14 protein-coding genes are annotated in these 18565 nt (G+C 63.9%); 11 read left to right on the forward strand and 3 right to left on the reverse strand.

Going from position 1 to position 18565, the window contains the following annotated elements; all coding sequences use genetic code 11:
• Positions 1-8 precede the first annotated feature (8 nt).
• Entirely contained in the window at positions 9-812 is an 804-nt protein-coding gene (locus EKH55_RS16875) for an ABC transporter ATP-binding protein (protein ID WP_151611868.1), read from the forward strand.
• Between the two features lie 27 nt (positions 813-839).
• Here the strand turns inward: EKH55_RS16875 and EKH55_RS16880 are convergent, their stop codons facing one another.
• Positions 840-2468, reverse strand: coding sequence for an MFS transporter (locus EKH55_RS16880; RefSeq protein WP_151611869.1), 1629 nt, complete (start codon positions 2466-2468; stop codon positions 840-842).
• A 256-nt stretch (positions 2469-2724) separates the two neighbouring features.
• On the opposite strand from EKH55_RS16880, the gene rimP reads away from it, so the two are divergent.
• From rimP to EKH55_RS16930, 10 genes are all read left to right on the forward strand, one after another.
• Positions 2725-3342 (forward strand): ribosome maturation factor RimP, encoded by a 618-nt coding sequence (gene rimP / locus EKH55_RS16885; protein WP_069459871.1) that lies wholly within the window; start codon positions 2725-2727, stop codon positions 3340-3342.
• 45 nt (positions 3343-3387) lie between these two features.
• Entirely contained in the window at positions 3388-4998 is a 1611-nt protein-coding gene (gene nusA / locus EKH55_RS16890) for a transcription termination factor NusA (protein WP_069459870.1), read from the forward strand.
• Between the two features lie 5 nt (positions 4999-5003).
• A complete protein-coding gene (locus EKH55_RS16895) occupies positions 5004-5711 on the forward strand; it encodes an RNA-binding protein (RefSeq protein ID WP_151611870.1) in 708 nt (235 codons plus the stop codon).
• A gap of 105 nt (positions 5712-5816) precedes the next feature.
• The gene (gene infB / locus EKH55_RS16900; RefSeq protein ID WP_151611871.1) at positions 5817-8480 is read left to right on the forward strand and encodes a translation initiation factor IF-2; all 2664 of its coding nucleotides are present in this window, start codon (positions 5817-5819) and stop codon (positions 8478-8480) included.
• 214 nt (positions 8481-8694) lie between these two features.
• On the forward strand, positions 8695-9102 hold the full coding sequence (gene rbfA / locus EKH55_RS16905; protein ID WP_069459867.1) for a 30S ribosome-binding factor RbfA: 408 nt from the start codon (positions 8695-8697) through the stop codon (positions 9100-9102).
• Positions 9103-9104: 2 nt separating this feature from the next.
• Positions 9105-10040, forward strand: a complete 936-nt coding sequence (truB, locus tag EKH55_RS16910) for a tRNA pseudouridine(55) synthase TruB (protein WP_069459866.1) — start codon at positions 9105-9107, stop codon at positions 10038-10040.
• Between the two features lie 362 nt (positions 10041-10402).
• Positions 10403-12118 carry a sensor histidine kinase gene (locus EKH55_RS16915; protein WP_069459865.1) on the forward strand — a complete coding sequence of 572 codons (1716 nt, stop codon included), beginning with the start codon at positions 10403-10405 and terminating at the stop codon, positions 12116-12118.
• 182 nt (positions 12119-12300) lie between these two features.
• The gene (rpsO, locus tag EKH55_RS16920; protein WP_069459864.1) at positions 12301-12570 is read left to right on the forward strand and encodes a 30S ribosomal protein S15; all 270 of its coding nucleotides are present in this window, start codon (positions 12301-12303) and stop codon (positions 12568-12570) included.
• Positions 12571-13024: 454 nt separating this feature from the next.
• Positions 13025-15169 (forward strand): polyribonucleotide nucleotidyltransferase, encoded by a 2145-nt coding sequence (pnp, locus tag EKH55_RS16925; protein ID WP_069459863.1) that lies wholly within the window; start codon positions 13025-13027, stop codon positions 15167-15169.
• A 253-nt stretch (positions 15170-15422) separates the two neighbouring features.
• Positions 15423-16439, forward strand: a complete 1017-nt coding sequence (locus EKH55_RS16930; RefSeq protein ID WP_069459862.1) for a class I SAM-dependent methyltransferase — start codon at positions 15423-15425, stop codon at positions 16437-16439.
• A 66-nt stretch (positions 16440-16505) separates the two neighbouring features.
• Here EKH55_RS16930 and fabI read toward each other — a convergent pair whose 3' ends face one another.
• Together fabI and fabB are read right to left on the reverse strand one after the other, a co-directional pair.
• Positions 16506-17312, reverse strand: coding sequence for an enoyl-ACP reductase FabI (gene fabI, locus EKH55_RS16935; protein WP_069459861.1), 807 nt, complete (start codon positions 17310-17312; stop codon positions 16506-16508).
• Between the two features lie 4 nt (positions 17313-17316).
• Positions 17317-18537, reverse strand: coding sequence for a beta-ketoacyl-ACP synthase I (gene fabB, locus EKH55_RS16940; RefSeq protein WP_151611872.1), 1221 nt, complete (start codon positions 18535-18537; stop codon positions 17317-17319).
• Positions 18538-18565: the final 28 nt, after the last annotated feature.

Below are 18565 nucleotides of genomic sequence, written 5' to 3' on the forward strand. Positions count from 1 at the left end.
GAGTACGCATGTCCGACAGGGGAACGTTTCTCGCGGCTGACAACAAGAACAGCACAGCCGCCGTCTCGATCAAGGACCTTCGCAAATGCTTTGGTCCGCTGGAAGTGTTGAAGGGAGTTTCCCTAGAGGCCGGGGAAGGAGAGGTGATCTCGATCCTCGGTTCATCCGGATCCGGAAAGTCGACGATGCTGAGATGCATCAATATGCTCGAAGTACCCGACAGCGGTGAAGTCCGTATCGGCGGCGAAATGTTTCGGCTGAAGAAGGGGCGATTCAAAACCGAGCCGGCCGATCGGCGGCAGGTCGACCGTCTTCGCCAACACATTGGAATGGTATTCCAGAGCTTCAATTTATGGTCGCATATGACGATCCTCGAGAACGTGATCGAAGCGCCCGTACACGTTCAAAAGCGCAATCGCGCCGAATGCATCGAAGAGGCGGAGGCTTTGCTCGAGCGGGTCGGGATCGGCGACAAGCGTAATGCATACCCCGGGCATCTGTCCGGCGGACAGCAGCAACGGGCGGCAATCGCACGGGCGCTGGCGCAGCGGCCGAACGTCATGCTCTTCGACGAGCCGACATCCGCCCTCGATCCGGAGCTAGTCGGCGAAGTGCTGAAGGTTATGCGTTCGCTCGCCGAGGAAGGCCGGACCATGCTCGTCGTCACCCACGAGATGGCGTTCGCACGTGACCTGTCCAGTAAGGTGGTGTTCTTGCACAAGGGCGTCGTCGAGGAAGAGGGCCATCCTGCCGAAGTGTTTCAACACCCGAAGTCCGAACGGTTCAGGCAGTTTCTTTCCAACGAGCGGTAGCGCCGGGCGCTCACGACAGGTAGGCCGTCAATGCATCTCGACCGGCCGCTTATAGCGCTCGTAATGCTCGGGAACGATGGTCTGGCGCTCGACCATCCGGTGAACGCGCGGTGGCTTGTCGCCCCGATGAAGCGCCGTCAGCCTGTCGCCGACGGCGGCGTCGGCCTGAGTGCGGCGCTGGTTGTGCCGGACATATTCGACCCAGGTCGGCACGTGGTAGGTCTCAGTCCAGGTGGTCGGGTTCTCAAGGTCGCGCATCAGCGCCCAGTGGCCGGCACCGTCGCGGATGCGGATGCGCCGCCGCTCCGCCATCGTCTTCAGGAATTCGGGAATGTCCGCCTCGGCGATCTCGTAGTCGATCATCACCACGATCGGGCCACTGCGGGGCTTCAGGTCGAGCGCGAGCAGCGGCTCGTTGAAGCGGTTGAGCGGGTCGAGGTTCAGCGACGTGAATTCCGGCAGCGCGAAGCGCAGGCCGATGGCAATGCCCGCGAGCATGAGCAGACAGGAGCCGATCAGCGCGTTGGCGGCGCCGTATTCCTCGGCGGCCACGCCCCAGAGCCAGCTGCCGCCGGCAATGCCACCGAATGTTGCCGTCTGGTAGAGCGATAGCGCCCGGCCGACCACCCAGCGCGGCGTGGAGAGCTGAACCGTGGTGTTGAAGAGAGACAGGGCCAGCACCCAGCAGGCGCCGGAGACGGTGAGCACGAGCGCGGTCAGCCAGGCCGCGGTGCTCATCGCGGTGACGATCGCGCTCAGCGCGAAACCGGAAAAGGCGCAGCGCACGATGGTTTCGCTCGACAGATGTTCCCGAAGCCGCGCGCTCAGCAGCGCGCCGCCGATCGCGCCGAGACCGAAAGCGCCGAGCATGATGCCGTAGGTGAGCGGCCCGCCGGCGACGAGATCGCGCGCCACCAGCGGCAGGAGCGCCAGGATCGCGCTTGCCGAAAGGCCGAAGGCAAAGCCGCGCAGCAGCACCTTGCCGATATTGGGCGACATTGCCACATAGCGAAGGCCGGCGAATACCGCCCGTCCGAGCGCCTCCCGCGGCAGCCGGCTCACCTCGGTTGTGGGGCGCCAGCGGAAAAGGGCGAAGAGTATGGCGACATAGCTGATCGTGTTCACGGCGAAGGCGGCGGCGGCTCCGGCCGCCGCAACAATGGCGCCGCCGATTGCCGGCCCGACGGTGCGGGTGATGTTGAAGCCCATGCTGTTCAGGGCGACGGCCGCCGGCAGGTCGTCCCGCGGCACCATGTCGCCGACCGAGGCTTGCCAGGACGGATTGTTGAGCGCCGTGCCGCAGCCGATCAGGAAGGTGAAGATGAGCAGCAGCCAGGGTGTCACGAGCCCGAAATAGGCCGAGGCCGTCAGGAGCGCCGACACGGCGAGCATGAAGCCCTGAGCGACCAGCATGATGCGGCGGCGGTCGAAATTGTCGGCGAGCGCGCCCGAGACGAGCGAGAAGAGCATGATCGGCAGCGAGGTGGACGCCTGCACCAGCGCCACCATGTTGACCGACTGGGAGATGGAGGTCATCAACCAGGCGGCGCCGACCGCCTGTATCAGCCCACCGAAATTGGAGGCGAGGCTGGCGGTCCAGATGGTGCGGAATGTATTGTGGCTGAAAGGGGCCAGCGGCGATTGGCGGTTCGTCACCTCGTAGTCTCTTCCATTCGATCCTGAACCGGGAGGTTTCTTCGTTATACGCCTTGAAACGCGATGCGCCAGCCGCTGAAACTTGCCCCGACGAGCGAAAGGGGCAGTGTGCGACGTGAAGGCGCCGTTCGGCGCTACCCTTGCAATCTCCGGCAAGGAAGCGTATATGAGCCTCAAATTCTTGATCGGTAGATGAAGAGTGGGCTCCGTCAGGACCCGCTCTTTTTTATTAGCCGGTCCGATGAGGAGATGATCGTTGTCCGATAATGCATCGGCTGAAAGTGCAAATGAACCGCGGCTGATCGTGGAAACCGGCCTTGACCGGCGTGTTGCCGACATCGTCGAGCCCGTTCTGGTGCAGATGGGCTTCCGGCTGGTGCGCGTGCGGCTCTCCGGCCAGAATGGACTGACGCTGCAGGTCATGACGGAACGCGACGACGGCATGATGACCGTCGAGGATTGCGAAGAAGTCTCCAAGGCGATCTCGCCGGTTCTCGATGTGGAAGATCCCATCGACAAGGCGTATCATCTCGAAGTGTCGTCGCCGGGTATCGACCGGCCGATGGTGCGCAAGTCCGACTTCATCCGCTGGCAGGGTCATCTGATGAAATGCGAGACGTCGGTCATGGTCGACGGGCGCAAGCGTTTCCGCGGCAAGATCGTGTCGGTGGACGAGGAGGGCTTCCGCCTCGAGCGCGACCAGCCCGCCTATGGCGAGGAGGCAGCGGTCGCAATCCCGTTCACCGCCCTTTCGGAAGCGCGGCTGATCCTGACCGACGATCTGATTCGCGATGCGCTGACGGCCGACAAGAAGGCAAAGGCGGCGCGCGCCGCCAACGAAAACTTCGAAGACGAAGACAAACCTATCGAATGAGGCAGGGCGCTCTTTGAGGCTTCTGCAACCAGACGGAGACAAGACATGGCAGTCAGTGCTAACCGGCTCGAACTTCTGCAGATCGCAGATGCTGTGGCACGCGAAAAGGTGATCGACCGGGAGATCGTTCTGGCCGCGATGGCAGATGCGATCCAGAAGGCGGCGCGCTCGCGCTACGGCTCGGAATCGAACATCCACGCCGACATCAACCCGAAGACCGGTGAAATCCGTCTCCAGCGTCTTCTCGAAGTGGTCGAGCATGCCGAGGACTATTCGACCCAGATCCCCCTCGAGCTGGCGCGCGACCGCAATCCGGACGCCAAGCTCGGCGATTTCATCGCCGACCCGCTGCCGCCGATGGATTTCGGCCGCATCGCTGCGCAGTCGGCCAAGCAGGTGATCGTGCAGAAGGTTCGCGAGGCCGAGCGCGATCGCCAGTATGAAGAGTTCAAGGACCGCGTCGGCGAGATTGTCAACGGCACCGTCAAGCGCGTCGAATACGGCAACGTCATCGTCGATCTTGGCCGCGGCGAGGGTATCATCCGCCGCGACGAGATGATCCCGCGCGAGGCCATGCGCTATGGCGACCGCGTGCGCGCCTTCGTTTACGACGTTCGCCGCGAACAGCGCGGGCCGCAGATCTTCCTGTCGCGCACGCATCCGCAGTTCATGGTCAAGCTTTTCACCATGGAAGTGCCGGAAATCTACGACGGCATCATCCAGATCAAGTCGGTCGCCCGCGATCCGGGCTCGCGTGCCAAGATCGCCGTCGTCTCGAACGATTCGTCGATCGATCCGGTCGGCGCCTGCGTCGGCATGCGCGGTTCGCGCGTCCAGGCGGTTGTCGGCGAGCTGCAGGGTGAGAAGATCGACATCATCCCGTGGTCGCCGGATCCGGCGTCCTTCATCGTCAACGCCCTGCAGCCGGCGGAAGTGACCAAGGTCGTCCTCGACGAAGATGCCGAGCGCATCGAGGTCGTGGTACCCGACGAGCAGCTTTCGCTCGCCATCGGCCGCCGCGGACAGAATGTCCGCCTTGCTTCGCAGCTCACCGGCTGGGACATCGACATTCTCACCGAGCAGGAGGAGAGCGAGCGTCGCCAGAAGGAATTCAACGAACGCACTCAACTGTTCATGGAAGCGCTCGACGTCGACGAGATGGTCGGCCAGGTGCTCGCCTCCGAAGGCTTTGCCGAGGTCGAGGAAATCGCCTATGTCGACCTCGATGAGATATCGTCGATCGAAGGTTTCGACGAGGAGACTGCGACGGAGATCCAGACGCGCGCCCGCGAATATCTGGAAAAGATCGAGGCCGAAATGGATGCCAGGCGCAAGGAGCTCGGCGTTGCCGACGAGTTGCGTGGGATCGACGGGCTCACCAGCCAGATGCTGGTGGCGCTCGGCGAGGAAGGCATCAAGACGGTCGAGGATTTCGCCGGCTGCGCCGCCGACGACCTCGTTGGCTGGACCGAGCGCAAGGACGGCGAGACCAAGCGCTTCGAGGGCGTTTTCTCGAAGCTCGACGTCACCCGTGAGGAGGCTGAGGCAATGATCGTCCAGGCCCGTCTGGCGGCCGGCTGGATCACCGAAGAGGACCTGGCCAAGGATGAGGACGAGCCGATCGAAGTCGCCGAAGGCGCCGAGCAGGATGCCTGAACCTGATGACCGCAGCAACCGAGGCCGGGATAAAGCCTTTGGACATTCTGCCCTCGGATAGCGGGCCGAAGAACCGGAGCGGCAGCAGCCGGACCTGCATCGTCACGCGCGAGAGCGGTTCGCCGGAGACGCTGATCCGCTTCGTCGCCAGTCCGGACGGTCGTGTGATCCCGGATCTGAAGCGGCAGCTTCCCGGGCGCGGTTGCTGGGTCAAGGCGGAGCGTCAACTGATCGAGAAGGCCGTGGCGAAGAAGCTCTTCGCCCGCGCCCTTAGGGCCGATGTCAAGGCCGATGCGGCGCTGGCGGACGAAGTGGAAAGGCTGCTCGGCGAGCAGCTCGCCGGCATGATGAACATGGCGCGCAAGGCCGGCCAGTTCGTCACCGGTGCGACGAAGACGGAACAGGCCGTGCGTGGGCTCGCGGCGCTCGGCGTCTTCCACGCGATCGATGCGGCTGCCGACGGCGTCCGCAAGGTCGATAAGGCTCGCAAGGCGATGAGCTTTGTCAGCGAGGACGAAACGGAAATACCAGCCTTCCGCCCCTTCACGGTGGCGGAAATGGAGGGCCTTTTGGGAAGTAATGCTTTTATCCATGCCGCAGCGCTTGCAGGGCAGGCGGGTGAAGGTGTAGTGAAGCGCGCAATGATGCTCGAAAAGTACCGAGGATCCGTCCCGGTCCGGGCCGAAGGCGGCGCTGGCAAGCCACAGCAATGACACGCGTCACCGGCAGATGCCGGCATGGCGAACCTTGCTTGAGACAATTTGGAAGACGGGGTCAGGTGATACGCATCCGGCCCTGATCGCTAGGAACGGAACGGAATGACCGACAACAAAGACGACAAGACACTCAGCGTAGCGGGCAAGAAGACGCTGACCCTGAAGCCCTCCGGGGTGCAGCATGGGACGGTACGCCAGGATATGGGCCGCGGTCGCACGAAGGCGGTCGTGGTCGAAACCAAGAGAACGCGCGGCCATGTGACCAAGCACAAGGACGAGCGCCCGATCACGCCGGTCGCCGGAACGCCGGCTGCCCGGACGGCCGAGCAGCGCCCTGTTCCGCCGCAGCCGGCCGGCCGGCCGGCCCCGCAGCCGCAGCCGCATCAGCCCCGCGCGGAGCAGAACCGTCCGCGTGTCGGCGTCGTCCTGAACGATCTGTCGGCAGGCGAAATGGAAGCCCGCCGCCGCGCGCTCGCCGAAGCTCAGGTCCGTGACGCCGAGGAAGCCAAGCGCCGCGTCGAAGAGGAAGCCCGCCGCCGGCGCGAGGAAGAAGAGCGTCTCGCGCGCGAGAAGGAAGAGGCCGCCCGTCGCGCCGCCGAAGAGGCTGCGCGCCCCGCCGGAGAAGCAGTAAAGGTCGAGGAAGTAGCGGAAGAGGGGCGTCCGGTTGTCGCCGAGCGCCCTGCCGGGACGCGCCCGCAGCCGGCACGTCCGGCGCCCTCCGCACCGCAGACGCCGCCGGCCGCCCTTCGTGGCCGCCGTGCCGGCGCTGAGGAAGAGGACGAGCGTCCGCGTCCCGCCGCCGGAGTGCCCCGCGGCAAGGTCACGCGGCCGGAGCCGGCAAAGCCTGCCGCCCGTCCGAAGGGCGACGAAGGTCGCCGCCAGGGCAAGCTGACGCTGACCGCTGCCGTCGACGAAGACGGCAGTCAGCGCGGCCGCTCGCTTTCGGCAATGCGTCGCCGCCAGGAGAAATTCAAGCGCAGCCAGATGCAGGAAACGCGTGAGAAGATCTCGCGTGAAGTCGTCCTGCCGGAGACCATCACGATTCAGGAATTGTCGCAGCGTATGTCGGAGCGCGCCGTCGACGTCATCAAGTTCCTGATGAAGGAAGGCCAGATGATGAAGCCCGGCGATCTGATCGACGCCGATATGGCCGAACTCATCGCGGTCGAATTCGGCCACACCGTCAAGCGCGTCTCCGAGTCCGATGTCGAGGAAGGCATCTTCAACATCGCCGACGTGGAAGAGGATCTGGAGGCGCGGCCGCCGATCGTCACGATCATGGGCCACGTCGACCACGGCAAGACGTCGCTGCTCGACGCGATCCGGCATGCCAACGTGGTGGCCGGTGAAGCGGGTGGCATCACCCAGCACATCGGCGCCTATCAGGTCGAGCAGAACGGGCAGAAGATCACCTTCATCGACACACCCGGCCACGCCGCCTTTACGGCGATGCGCGCCCGCGGCGCTCAGGCGACGGACATTGCCGTCCTGGTCGTCGCGGCCGATGACAGCGTGATGCCGCAGACGATCGAGTCGATCAACCACGCCAAGGCGGCGAATGTGCCGATCATCGTGGCGATCAACAAGATCGACAAGCCGTCGGCGGACCCGCAAAAGGTCCGTACCGAGCTTCTGCAGCATGAGGTCTTCGTCGAGTCCATGGGCGGTGAAGTGCTCGACGTCGAGGTTTCGGCGAAGAACCATACCAACCTCGACAAGCTGCTCGACGCGATCTTGCTGCAGGCGGAAATCCTTGACCTCAAGGCCAATGCGAACCGGACGGCCGAGGGTACCGTGGTGGAAGCCGAGCTCGATCGCGGCCGCGGTGCGGTTGCGACGATTCTCGTCCAGAAGGGAACCCTCACGCCGGGCCAGATCATCGTCGCGGGCGACCAGTGGGGCCGGGTGCGTGCGCTCGTCAATGACAAGGGCGAGCATGTGAAGGCTGCCGGTCCGTCGACCCCGGTCGAAGTCCTCGGCCTCTCCGGTACGCCGGCCGCCGGCGATAAATTCGCCGTCGTCGAAAGCGAAAGCCGTGCCCGCGAGATCTCCGAATATCGCCAGCGGCTTGCCCGTGAGAAGGCGGTCGCCCGCCAGTCCGGCTCGCGCGGTTCGCTCGAGCAGATGATGAGCCAGCTCCAGACCTCCGGCCTCAAGGAGTTCCCGCTGGTCATCAAGGGCGACGTTCAGGGCTCGATCGAAGCGATCGCCGGCGCATTGGAAAAGCTCGGTACGGACGAAGTCCGTGCACGAATCGTGCATTCGGGCGCGGGCGGCATTACCGAGTCGGACATCTCGCTCGCCGAGGCTTCCAACGCCGCGATCATCGGCTTCAACGTCCGCGCCAACAAGCAGGCGCGCGATGCCGCCGAGCGCGCCGGTATCGAGATCCGCTACTACAACATCATCTACGATCTGGTGGATGACGTGAAATCGGCGATGTCCGGTCTGCTCTCGCCTGAGCGGCGCGAAACCTTCCTCGGCAATGCCGAGATCCTGGAGGTGTTCAACATCACCAAGGTCGGCAAGGTCGCGGGCTGCCGCGTCACGGAGGGCAAGGTAGAGCGCGGTGTCGGCGTCCGCCTCGTGCGCGACAACGTCGTCATCCACGAGGGCAAGCTCAAGACGCTCAAGCGCTTCAAGGACGAGGTCTCCGAAGTCCAGTCCGGCCAGGAATGCGGCATGGCCTTCGAAAACTACGAGGACATCCGGCCGGGCGACACGATCGAGTGCTTCCGCGTCGAGCACGTCACGCGGACCCTCTAAGGCTACTGCATGTCTCCTTTAATCGGCCTCGATTAAAGGACAAAGACATGCAGCAGTTCAAAGCTACAGCGATCTTCGCGCGTCTGATAGGACGCGCGGCGCTGTAGTCCGGCAGGAGATTGTGCGAGCGCCGGATCGCTTCCGGCGCTCGCGCTGTTTTCTACAGAACCGAAAGCGACCGCCGCGGAACGGCAGGCGGTCCGGGATAAAAACGATGACTAGACCCACATCCTCCGCCCCGTCCCAGCGCATGCTGCGCGTCGGCGAACAGGTGCGTGCCGCGATCACGCAGGTGCTGCAACGCGGCGAAGTGCGCGATCCTGTGATCGAGAAAACGGTGATTTCCATTTCCGAGGTGCGCATGTCGCCCGACCTCAAGATCGCCACCGCCTATGTGACACCGCTTGGCGTCGTGGATCACGCGGCGATCATCGAGGCGCTGAACAAGCATGCGAAGTTCATCCGCGGCCGGCTCGGACCGCAGCTTCGGCAGATGAAATACATGCCGGACGTCCGATTCCGCGACGACACCAGCTTCGACAACTACAAGAAGATCGACGCGCTGCTTCGCTCGCCCGAAGTCAGCCGCGATCTCGATCCGGATTCCGAAGACGAAGAATAAGAATGTCCAAACCGCGCAAACCCAAGGGCCGTCCAATCTCGGGCTGGCTTATTCTCGACAAGCCGCTCGACTACGGTTCCACCGAAGCGGTCTCCAAGATCAAGTGGCTGTTCAAGGCACAGAAGGCGGGTCACGCCGGCACGCTGGATCCGCTTGCCTCCGGAATGCTGCCGATCGCGCTTGGGGACGCGACGAAGACCGTTCCCTATGTGATGGATGGCCGCAAGATCTACGAATTCACTGTGGCCTGGGGCGAGGAACGCTCGACCGATGACCTCGAAGGCGAGGTCGTCCGCTCGTCGGCCGAGCGGCCGAGCGAGGAGGCGATCCGCGCTTTGCTGCCGAAATATACAGGTGTCATCGCACAGGTGCCGCCGCAGTTTTCGGCGATCAAGATCGACGGCGAGCGCGCCTACGACCTCGCGCGCGACGGCGAGACCGTGGAGATTCCGGCGCGGGAGGTCGAGGTTTTCCGTCTGTCCTTGATCGGCTGCACGCCGCATCTGGCCCAGTTCGAGATCGAATGCGGCAAGGGAACCTATGTCCGCTCGCTTGCCCGCGACATGGGCCGCGACCTCGGCTGCTTCGGCCATATAGCATCACTCCGCCGCACCTTCGTCGCTCCCTTCGGCGAGGAGGACATGGTGCCGCTTGCCGAACTCGTTGCGCTGGAAAAGATAGAGGACGAGGCGGAGCGGCTTGCCGCCCTCGACGGCTGCCTCATCGAGACCGGCGAAGCGCTTTCCGACCTGCCGCATGTTGCGGTCAACGACGATCAGGCGTACCGACTCCGGATGGGAAATCCGATCATCCTGCGGGGTCGAGACGCGCCTCTGCCGGCCCCTGAAGCCTATGCCACGGCGCGCGGCAAGCTCGTCGCCATCGGGGAGGTCGCCGAGGGTGAATTCCGGCCGAAGCGCGTATTTGCCGGTCAGTGAGCAATCCAGCGCATCGGCCCGAAAATCGTAGCGCGTCTGAAAAGACGCCACTATGCATAACGGTAGCGTAAATGGGTTTGGCGGCGCCCCCACCACAACCATGAGGCGGCACTGTGATCGTGCGCGCCAAGGCTGAGTAATCCCGTTGAATTGCCGCACGTCTTCGTTGTCATATCGAGGGCGATCGAGGGAGATCCGCATCAGGCGCCGCCGAAAAGTCATTCCCGTCGAAGCAAGCGCGCGTATACTCCTATTGACGCGAAGGGAGTGAAGTGTGTCGATCGGATTGCCCCCACCTCGTGTGCCGGCGGGCGGATGAGGGGATACACGGTCTTACATCCCAAGGGCAAAAGGCGATCCGGATGATTGAAGTGAGCAAGAGTGAGCGAGAGATCTCTGGCGGCGGCTTACAGTCGGTAGCTAGCTACATTCGCCACTACCTCCGGCGTCCCTTCAGCTTCTACCTGATTTCGCTCCTGTTGATCGCAATCATACCGCCCTTCATCTTCTCGCTGGTGATCCTGAAGCGCAGCCTCGATGCACAGGAGCAGGTGGTTACCTCGCTGCTCAAGGCCTCGACCGGATCCGTCACGCGCATCGTCGAGCGCGAGGTGGAGGGAATGCTGACGACGCTGAAGGTGCTTTCGACCTCGCCGGCGATCGATCCTGACAAAATAGGCACCTTCTTCGATCGCGCGTCGGTGGCGCTCGCCGATTCCGATTCCGACATGATCATGATCGACCGCAACCACAATCTGCGCCTGAACACACGCTTTCCCCTCGGAACGCCGCTCGGCAAGGGTTCGGATCCAGAAATCGAACGCGCCTTCACAAGCGCCACGCATTCCGTCTCGGGCGTCTTCTTCTCCGAAGCGAGCGGGCGATGGGTCTTCAGTGTCTACCTGCCCTATATGGCTTCGGACGGAGAGCAATATCTGCTGGGCCTGACCCAGGATGCTTCCAGCATGGGAAAGGCCGTCAACCGCGAGACGCTGTCGCCCGGCTGGAATGCGGCGCTGGTCGATCGCGCGGGCAAGGTCATCGCCTCCTCCGATCCGGTGGTGAGGTCGGGCGAGCCGTTCTTTCTGAAGACGCTGCCGGCGATCAGCATCGGTGTTGGCAATGTCAGTGCGAACGGCACGGAATATCGGGTCGCATCGGAATTCTCCGTTGTGTCCGGCTGGCGCATCGTCGCCTGGGCGCCGCGCGAGATCGTCGATCAGCCGATGGTTTCGTCATTCCTGTGGCTGTCGCTCGGCGGAGTCCTCTTCGCGGGGATCGCAATCGCGGGTTCGCTGACGATCGCGCGGCTGCTGACGCAGGGCGTCAAGCTCCTGGCGCTCGACGCGCGGCGTCTCGGTGCCGGCGAAGCGATCGAGCCGCGCCGCTATGTGATCGCCGAAGTCGAGGCCGTGTCGGCGGCTCTGGCGCTCGCGGCGGCCGCGCGCACCCGGGCCGAAGCGGAAATTCGCCTTCTGATGCGCGAAGTCGCCCACCGCTCGAAAAACCAGTTGACGGTCATCCAGTCGATGCTCGCCCAGTCTGCCGCGTCCGCCGACGATACGACGGAATTCGTCGATGCATTCCGCCGGCGCCTGGCTGGGCTGGCGCGCTCGACCGACCTGATGCTTGCCAATGCCGCGCTCGGGGTCGAATTCCGCGAGCTGGTGCTGGGCCAGTTGCAGCCCTTTATGCCCGACGATCAGAACCGTGTCATACTCAAGGGTCCGGATCTGCGGCTGGACACGCAAATGGCCCAGACGCTCGGCATGGTTTTCCACGAGCTGTCGACCAACGCCATCAAGCATGGTGCTCTCGCCAATCCGGCCGGGACGATCATGCTGGAGTGGTCAATGGAGGAGAAAATGCTCGTCATTCGTTGGCGCGAGCGGGGCGCGAAGATAAGCGTCTCGAACAAGGCCAGGCCCCGCAGAGGGTTCGGAACCGTCGTGATCGAGCGCATGCTCGGCATGGCACTGAGCGCCGAACTGGAGCGAACGACGCATGCCGACGGCATCGAATGGCTGATTCGCATCCCGCGTGACGGGGGGGATAGCCGCGAGGAAGCGGCGTCGTGAGGGGTCGGGAGGCGCCTGTGCGGACGGCGCAAGCGCCAGTGGTGCATCGCCCTTTCCTTTTGGACCGGTTTCGGTTATAGGCACGCCAGCGAAGGGGCGCTGCCTCTTCGTGTGAACGGCCGCGGCTGGACGACATCCCGGCTGCCGGCGACCCCGAAATCCTCGAACGAAAGGATCATCCGATGTCGATCGCTGCAGAGCGCAAGGCTCAACTCATCAAGGAATTCGCGACCGCCGAAGGCGATACCGGCTCCCCGGAAGTCCAGGTTGCGATTCTGACGGAACGGATCAACAATCTGACCGAGCACTTCAAGGACCACAAGAAGGATAATCATTCCCGCCGTGGCCTTCTCGCGCTGGTTTCCAGCCGTCGTTCGCTCCTCGACTATCTGAAGAAGAAAGACGAAGCGCGTTACACCAAGCTGATCGGTGCCCTCGGCATCCGTCGCTGATAAAGCTGACCGGCGGGTCGCCTGGCGATCCGCCGGCTTTTTTTGGCGCTCGCGCGCCGCAATGCATGTTTCCATAAATCGGAACCGATTTAAGGCTAGAAGACATGCAGGCAATCGAAATGCTGCACCGACATCGCGCCTTGAGAAAAGCCGCGCTTCGCTGCAGAAATCGTCTCCCCAGGAGCGCCGGACGCGCTTGAAAGAAAGGGGGGATTGTCCAGCGAACCGGATGGGCCGGTATCGCGGATCAACCGATGGCCCGTCATGGGGCAGGATTGCAGGATGCTTCCGCGCCTGCTTGCCGAGGCGCTTCCCTGCGGGTGCGCAGCAGGCGGCGAGCGGCCGGTCTTATCAGAAGCCTCCCGTTGTCTTGCCCGTGATGCGCCATAAGCGGCATTGAGATCGCCCGCGCCGCAGTGGCCGCGGACGCTCTCCCGCACACGAAGGACAGAACATGTTCGAGACCCACAAGGTAGAAATCGAATGGGCTGGGCGTCCGCTCAAGCTCGAAACCGGCAAGATCGCCCGCCAGGCCGACGGTGCCGTTCTCGCCACCTACGGCGAAACCGTCGTGCTTGCCACCGTCGTTTCGGCCAAGGCGCCGAAGCCCGGCCAGGATTTCTTTCCCCTGACCGTCAACTATCAGGAAAAGACCTATGCCGCCGGCAAGATCCCCGGCGGTTACTTCAAGCGCGAAGGCCGCCCGTCGGAGAACGAGACGCTTGTTTCGCGCCTGATCGACCGTCCGATCCGCCCGCTTTTCCCCGAAGGCTACAAGAACGACACGCAGGTCATCATCACCGTCATGCAGCATGACCTGGAGAACAATCCGGACGTCGTGTCGATGGTCGCCGCCTCCGCTGCGCTGACGCTTTCCGGCGTTCCCTTCATGGGCCCGGTCGGCGGCGCCCGCGTCGGTTACATCAACGGCGAATACGTCCTGAACCCGCATCTCGACGAGATGGACGAGTCCACGCTCGACCTCATCGTCGCCGGCACCCAGGACGCCGTGCTGATGGTCGAGTCGGAAGCGAAGGAACTGCCCGAGGACGTGATGCTCGGCGCCGTCATGTTTGGCCACAAGGGCTTCCAGCCGGTGATCGACGCGATCGTCAAGCTTGCCGAAGTCGCCGCCAAGGAGCCGCGCGAATTCGATCCGGAAGACCATTCCGCGCTCGAAAACGCCATGCTCGAACTTGCCGAGGCCGAACTGCGCAACGCCTACAAGATTACCGAGAAGACTGCGCGCTACGCCGCCGTCGATGCCGTCAAGGCGAAGGTAAAGGAACATTTCCTGCCGGAGGGCGTCGAAAACCCCGGCCATACCGCGGAAGAGATCGCTCAGGTGTTCAAGCACCTGCAAGCCAAGATCGTCCGTTGGAACATCCTCGATACGCAGAGCCGCATCGACGGCCGCGATCTCGTAACCGTTCGCCCGATCGTCGCCGAAGTCGGGCTCCTGCCGCGCACCCACGGCTCCGCACTCTTCACCCGCGGAGAGACGCAGGCAATCGTGGTTGCCACGCTCGGTACCGGTGAAGACGAGCAGTATGTGGATTCCTTGACCGGCATGTACAAGGAAAACTTCATGCTGCATTACAACTTCCCGCCCTTCTCGGTCGGCGAAACGGGGCGCCTCGGCTCTCCGGGCCGCCGCGAGATCGGTCACGGCAAGCTCGCCTGGCGCGCCATCCACCCGATGCTGCCGACGGCTGAGCAATTCCCCTACACGCTGCGCGTCGTCTCCGAGATCACCGAATCGAACGGCTCGTCCTCGATGGCGACCGTCTGCGGCACCTCGCTGGCGCTGATGGATGCCGGCGTGCCGCTCGCCAAGCCCGTTGCCGGCATTGCCATGGGCCTGATCAAGGAAGACGAGCGTTTCGCCGTTCTCTCGGACATCCTCGGCGACGAGGATCATCTCGGCGACATGGACTTCAAGGTCGCGGGCACCGAATCTGGCATCACCTCGCTGCAGATGGACATCAAGATCGCCGGGATTACCGAGGAGATCATGAAGGTCGCGCTCGACCAGGCGAAGTCCGGTCGCGTTCACATCCTCGGCGAAATGGCCAAGGCGATCTCCGAAAGTCGCGGTCAGCTCGGTGAGTTCGCGCCGCGCATCGAAGTCATGAACATCCCGGTCGACAAGATCCGCGAAGTCATCGGATCCGGCGGCAAGGTCATCCGCGAGATCGTCGAGAAGACCGGCGCCAAGATCAACATCGAGGACGACGGCACGGTCAAGATCGCCTCGGCCTCTTCGAAGGAGATCGAGGCCGCCCGCAAGTGGATCCACTCGATCGTTGCCGAGCCGGAAGTCGGCCAGGTCTACGAGGGCACGGTCGTGAAGACCGCCGACTTCGGCGCCTTCGTCAATTTCTTCGGCGCCCGCGACGGCCTCGTCCACATCTCTCAGCTCGCCTCCGAGCGCGTCGCCAAGACGACCGACGTCGTCAAGGAAGGCGACAAGGTCTGGGTCAAGCTGATGGGCTTCGACGAGCGCGGCAAGGTCCGCCTCTCCATGAAGGTCGTCGACCAAACGACTGGCAAGGAGATCGTCGCCGAGAAGAAGGATGGTGGCGAAGCGGCCGAATAAGCCGGCATTGCCGCAAGAATGCGAGCGTGGCTCCGTGCGCAAGTGCGGGGCCACGCCCGTTTCCGCCGTTATGAGACCCCTCCCCAACCCCTCCCCACATAGGGGGAGGGACTCAGTGCTGCACCCGCCTGCCGCCATCTGCACCTCCGAAATCGGGGAGCCGTTGAGGAATGGAGAGGCGGTGCGACAGGTAAGCCCCTCCCCCTTGTGGGGAGGGGTTCCTCCGCTGACCTTGAAACCGGAATCCACCCCCATGAGCCGTGACGCGCTGAAAACCCTCTTCCATCCCTTCGACACAGGCATCATCGACCCGCCGGGCGAAGACGAGCGCGTTCTGTTCCTCGGCGCCGAGGCCGGTTACCGACTGCCGGAAGGCTTCGCCGGATCGATCGCCGCCGTGCAGCCGCTGCGGCCCCTCTATCGCGCCTTGGCGGCCGCCCGCATCGACGTTGCGCCCGTCGCCGCGGGTGAGGACTACGACCTGGCGCTGGTGCTCTGCGGCAAGCACAAAGGCGAGAACGAGAACAGGATCGCCGAGGCGCTGAAGCGCACCCGCGCCGGCGCGTTGGTGGTCGTCGCCGGCGGCAAGGAGGATGGCATCCAGCCGCTGCGCAAGAAGATCGGCAAGTTAGGCTGGGATGGCGATTCCATGCCGAAATACCATGGCGTCGCCTTCTGGTTCACGCGCCCCGAGGACGTTTCAGAAGCCGTCTCCAGGCTCACGAAAGCGCCGGTGCACATCGAAAGCCTGTTCGAGGCCGCGCCCGGCATGTTCTCGCATGACCGCGTCGATGCCGGCTCGGAGTTGCTCGCGTCGCGCTTGCCGCGCGATTTCACCGGACATGCGGCGGATTTCGGAGCCGGCTGGGGCTATCTTTCGGTCAAGCTCGCCGAGGCGTCCCCGGGTCTCAAGGGCATTGATCTCTTCGAAGCGGATTACGAGGCGCTGGAGGCCGCACGGGCCAATATGACGGCGAACGCGCCCTCGACCCCGGCGCGCTTCTACTGGCACGACCTGACGGCCGAGGAGACGCGCGACAAGTACGACCTGATCGTCATGAACCCACCCTTCCACGAAGGGCATGCGGCGGAACCGGCGCTTGGCGCGGCCATGATCGGGGCCGCCGCCAAGGCCCTGAAGCAGGGCGGCCGCCTGCTGCTGGTCGCCAATCGCGGCCTGCCCTACGAACAGGTCCTGTCGGAAGGTTTCAGGGAAAGCGGCGAAACCTGCCGCAATGCGCGCTTCAAGGTGCTCTGGGCGAAGCGCTGAGCGGCTTTTCGGCTCGCCCTCCATCCGCCCATTGTGAGCCGCTGGTGCGAATCTCGCCCGGCGGTGTCACTCCGCGTCGGCGATCCTGAGCGTGTCCAGCGTCGGCATGGAGGTGATGTTGTAGCCCGAATCCACGTAATGGATCTCGCCGGTCACGCCGCGGGAGAGGTCCGAGAGAAGGTAGAGCGCCGAGCTGCCGACGTCGTCGATCGTGACGGTGCGGCGCAGCGGCGAGTTCTTCTGTTGCCAGGAAAGCATGGCGCGCGCGTCGGAGATGCCGGCGCCGGCGAGCGTGCGGATCGGGCCGGCGGAGATTGCGTTGACGCGGATGCCGCGGACGCCGTAATCGGCGGCGAGATAGCGCACCGAGGCCTCGAGTGCAGCCTTGGCGACGCCCATCACATTGTAGTTCGGCATGACCCGCACCGAGCCGCCATAGGTTAGCGTCAGCATGGTGCCGCCCGCGCTCATCAGATCGGCGGCACGCCTGGCGATCTCCGTGAAGGAGAAGCAGGAGATCACCATGGTGCGGCTGAAATTTTCCCGGGTCGTGTCCGCATAGAGTCCCTTGAGCTCGCTCTTGTCGGAGAAGCCGATGGCATGGACGATGAAGTCCAGCTTGCCCCAGCGCTCCTTGATCGCGGCGATGGCGGCATCGACCGTGGCGATGTCCTCGACGTCGCAGGGCAGCAGGAAGTCGGAGTCGAGTTCGGCCGCCAGCGGCTTCACGCGTTTGCCGAGCGCCTCGCCCTGATAGGTGAAGGCCAGTTCCGCACCCTGCGCTGCCAGCGTTTTCGCAATCCCCCAGGCAATGGAATGATTGTTGGCCACACCCATGATGAGGCCGCGCTTTCCGTTCATCAGTCCGTTCATGCTGTTATCCGTTGTAGCGCTGGAACACGAGCGTTGCGTTCGTGCCGCCGAAGCCGAAGGAGTTCGAAAGAACCGTGTCGATCTTGGCATTGTCGATCCGCTCACGCACGATCGGCACGCCTTCGAATTCCGGGTCCAGTTCGCGGATATGGGCGCTTTCGCCGATGAAGCCGGCCTGCATCATCAGCAGACCGTAGATCGATTCCTGTACGCCGGCCGCACCGAGCGAGTGGCCGGTGAGCGACTTGGTCGATTGGATGTGCGGAATTCTGTCGCCGAAAACCTCGCGGATGGCGCCGATTTCCTTCTGGTCGCCGACCGGCGTCGACGTGCCGTGGGTGTTGATGTAATCGACCTCGCCCTTCACGGTCGCGAGCGCCTGGCGCATGCAGCGCACGGCGCCTTCGCCGGAGGGGGCGACCATGTCGTAGCCGTCGGAGGTCGCGCCGTAGCCGACGAGTTCACCATAGATCTTGGCGCCGCGAGCCTTTGCCCGCTCCAGTTCCTCGAGTACCACCACCCCTGCGCCGCCGGCAATGACAAAACCGTCGCGGTCGGCGTCATAGGCGCGCGAGGCGCTTGCCGGCGTGTCGTTGAAGTTCGAGGACATCGCGCCCATCGCGTCGAAGAGGTTGGACATGGTCCAGTCGAGGTCTTCATGGCCGCCCGCGAACATCACGTCCTGCTTGCCCCACTGGATCATCTCCGCCGCATTGCCGATGCAATGCGCCGAGGTCGAGCAGGCCGATGAGATCGAGTAGTTGACGCCATGGATCTGGAACCAGGTCGCAAGCGTCGCGGAGGCCGTCGAGGACATGGCCTTCGGCACGGCGAAGGGGCCGATGCGCTTGGGGCTCCCGTTCTTGCGGGTGATCTCGGCCGCTTCGACGATGGTGCGCGTCGAGGCGCCGCCCGAGCCCATGATGATGCCGGTGCGCTCATCGGTAATGTCGGCAGCTTCCAGGCCGGCATCCGCGATCGCCTGCTTCATCGCCACATGGTTCCAGGCGCCGGCCTGCGACAGGAAGCGCATGGCGCGCCGGTCGACGAGGTCGGTTGGATCGAGCGTCGGCCGACCCCAGACCTGGCATTTGAAACCGTGTTCGGCGAAATCCGGAGAAAACGTGATGCCCGACTTCGCCTCGCGCAGCGACGCGGTGACTTCGTCTGCATTGTTACCGATCGAGGAAACGATGCCGAGGCCCGTTACAACAACCCGTCTCATAATTGATGACCTTTTCTTCGGTTGGATC

The sequence above is a fragment of the Sinorhizobium alkalisoli genome (genome assembly GCF_008932245.1).
In the GTDB taxonomy this organism is placed as follows: Bacteria; Pseudomonadota; Alphaproteobacteria; order Rhizobiales; family Rhizobiaceae; genus Sinorhizobium; species Sinorhizobium alkalisoli.

What these genes read in the sequence shown, in the direction of transcription:
- EKH55_RS16895 (WP_151611870.1), top strand. Translation starts at nt 5,004, where the DNA reads ATGACCGCAGCAACCGAGGCCGGGATAAAGCCTTTGGACATTCTGCCC.
- rpsO (WP_069459864.1), top strand. Translation starts at nt 12,301, where the DNA reads ATGTCGATCGCTGCAGAGCGCAAGGCTCAACTCATCAAGGAATTCGCG.
- truB (WP_069459866.1), top strand. Translation starts at nt 9,105, where the DNA reads ATGTCCAAACCGCGCAAACCCAAGGGCCGTCCAATCTCGGGCTGGCTT.
- pnp (WP_069459863.1), top strand. Translation starts at nt 13,025, where the DNA reads ATGTTCGAGACCCACAAGGTAGAAATCGAATGGGCTGGGCGTCCGCTC.
- infB (WP_151611871.1), top strand. Translation starts at nt 5,817, where the DNA reads ATGACCGACAACAAAGACGACAAGACACTCAGCGTAGCGGGCAAGAAG.
- EKH55_RS16915 (WP_069459865.1), top strand. Translation starts at nt 10,403, where the DNA reads ATGATTGAAGTGAGCAAGAGTGAGCGAGAGATCTCTGGCGGCGGCTTA.
- fabB (WP_151611872.1), bottom strand. Translation starts at nt 18,537, where the DNA reads ATGAGACGGGTTGTTGTAACGGGCCTCGGCATCGTTTCCTCGATCGGT.
- EKH55_RS16875 (WP_151611868.1), top strand. Translation starts at nt 9, where the DNA reads ATGTCCGACAGGGGAACGTTTCTCGCGGCTGACAACAAGAACAGCACA.
- rbfA (WP_069459867.1), top strand. Translation starts at nt 8,695, where the DNA reads ATGACTAGACCCACATCCTCCGCCCCGTCCCAGCGCATGCTGCGCGTC.
- fabI (WP_069459861.1), bottom strand. Translation starts at nt 17,312, where the DNA reads ATGAACGGACTGATGAACGGAAAGCGCGGCCTCATCATGGGTGTGGCC.
- nusA (WP_069459870.1), top strand. Translation starts at nt 3,388, where the DNA reads ATGGCAGTCAGTGCTAACCGGCTCGAACTTCTGCAGATCGCAGATGCT.
- EKH55_RS16930 (WP_069459862.1), top strand. Translation starts at nt 15,423, where the DNA reads ATGAGCCGTGACGCGCTGAAAACCCTCTTCCATCCCTTCGACACAGGC.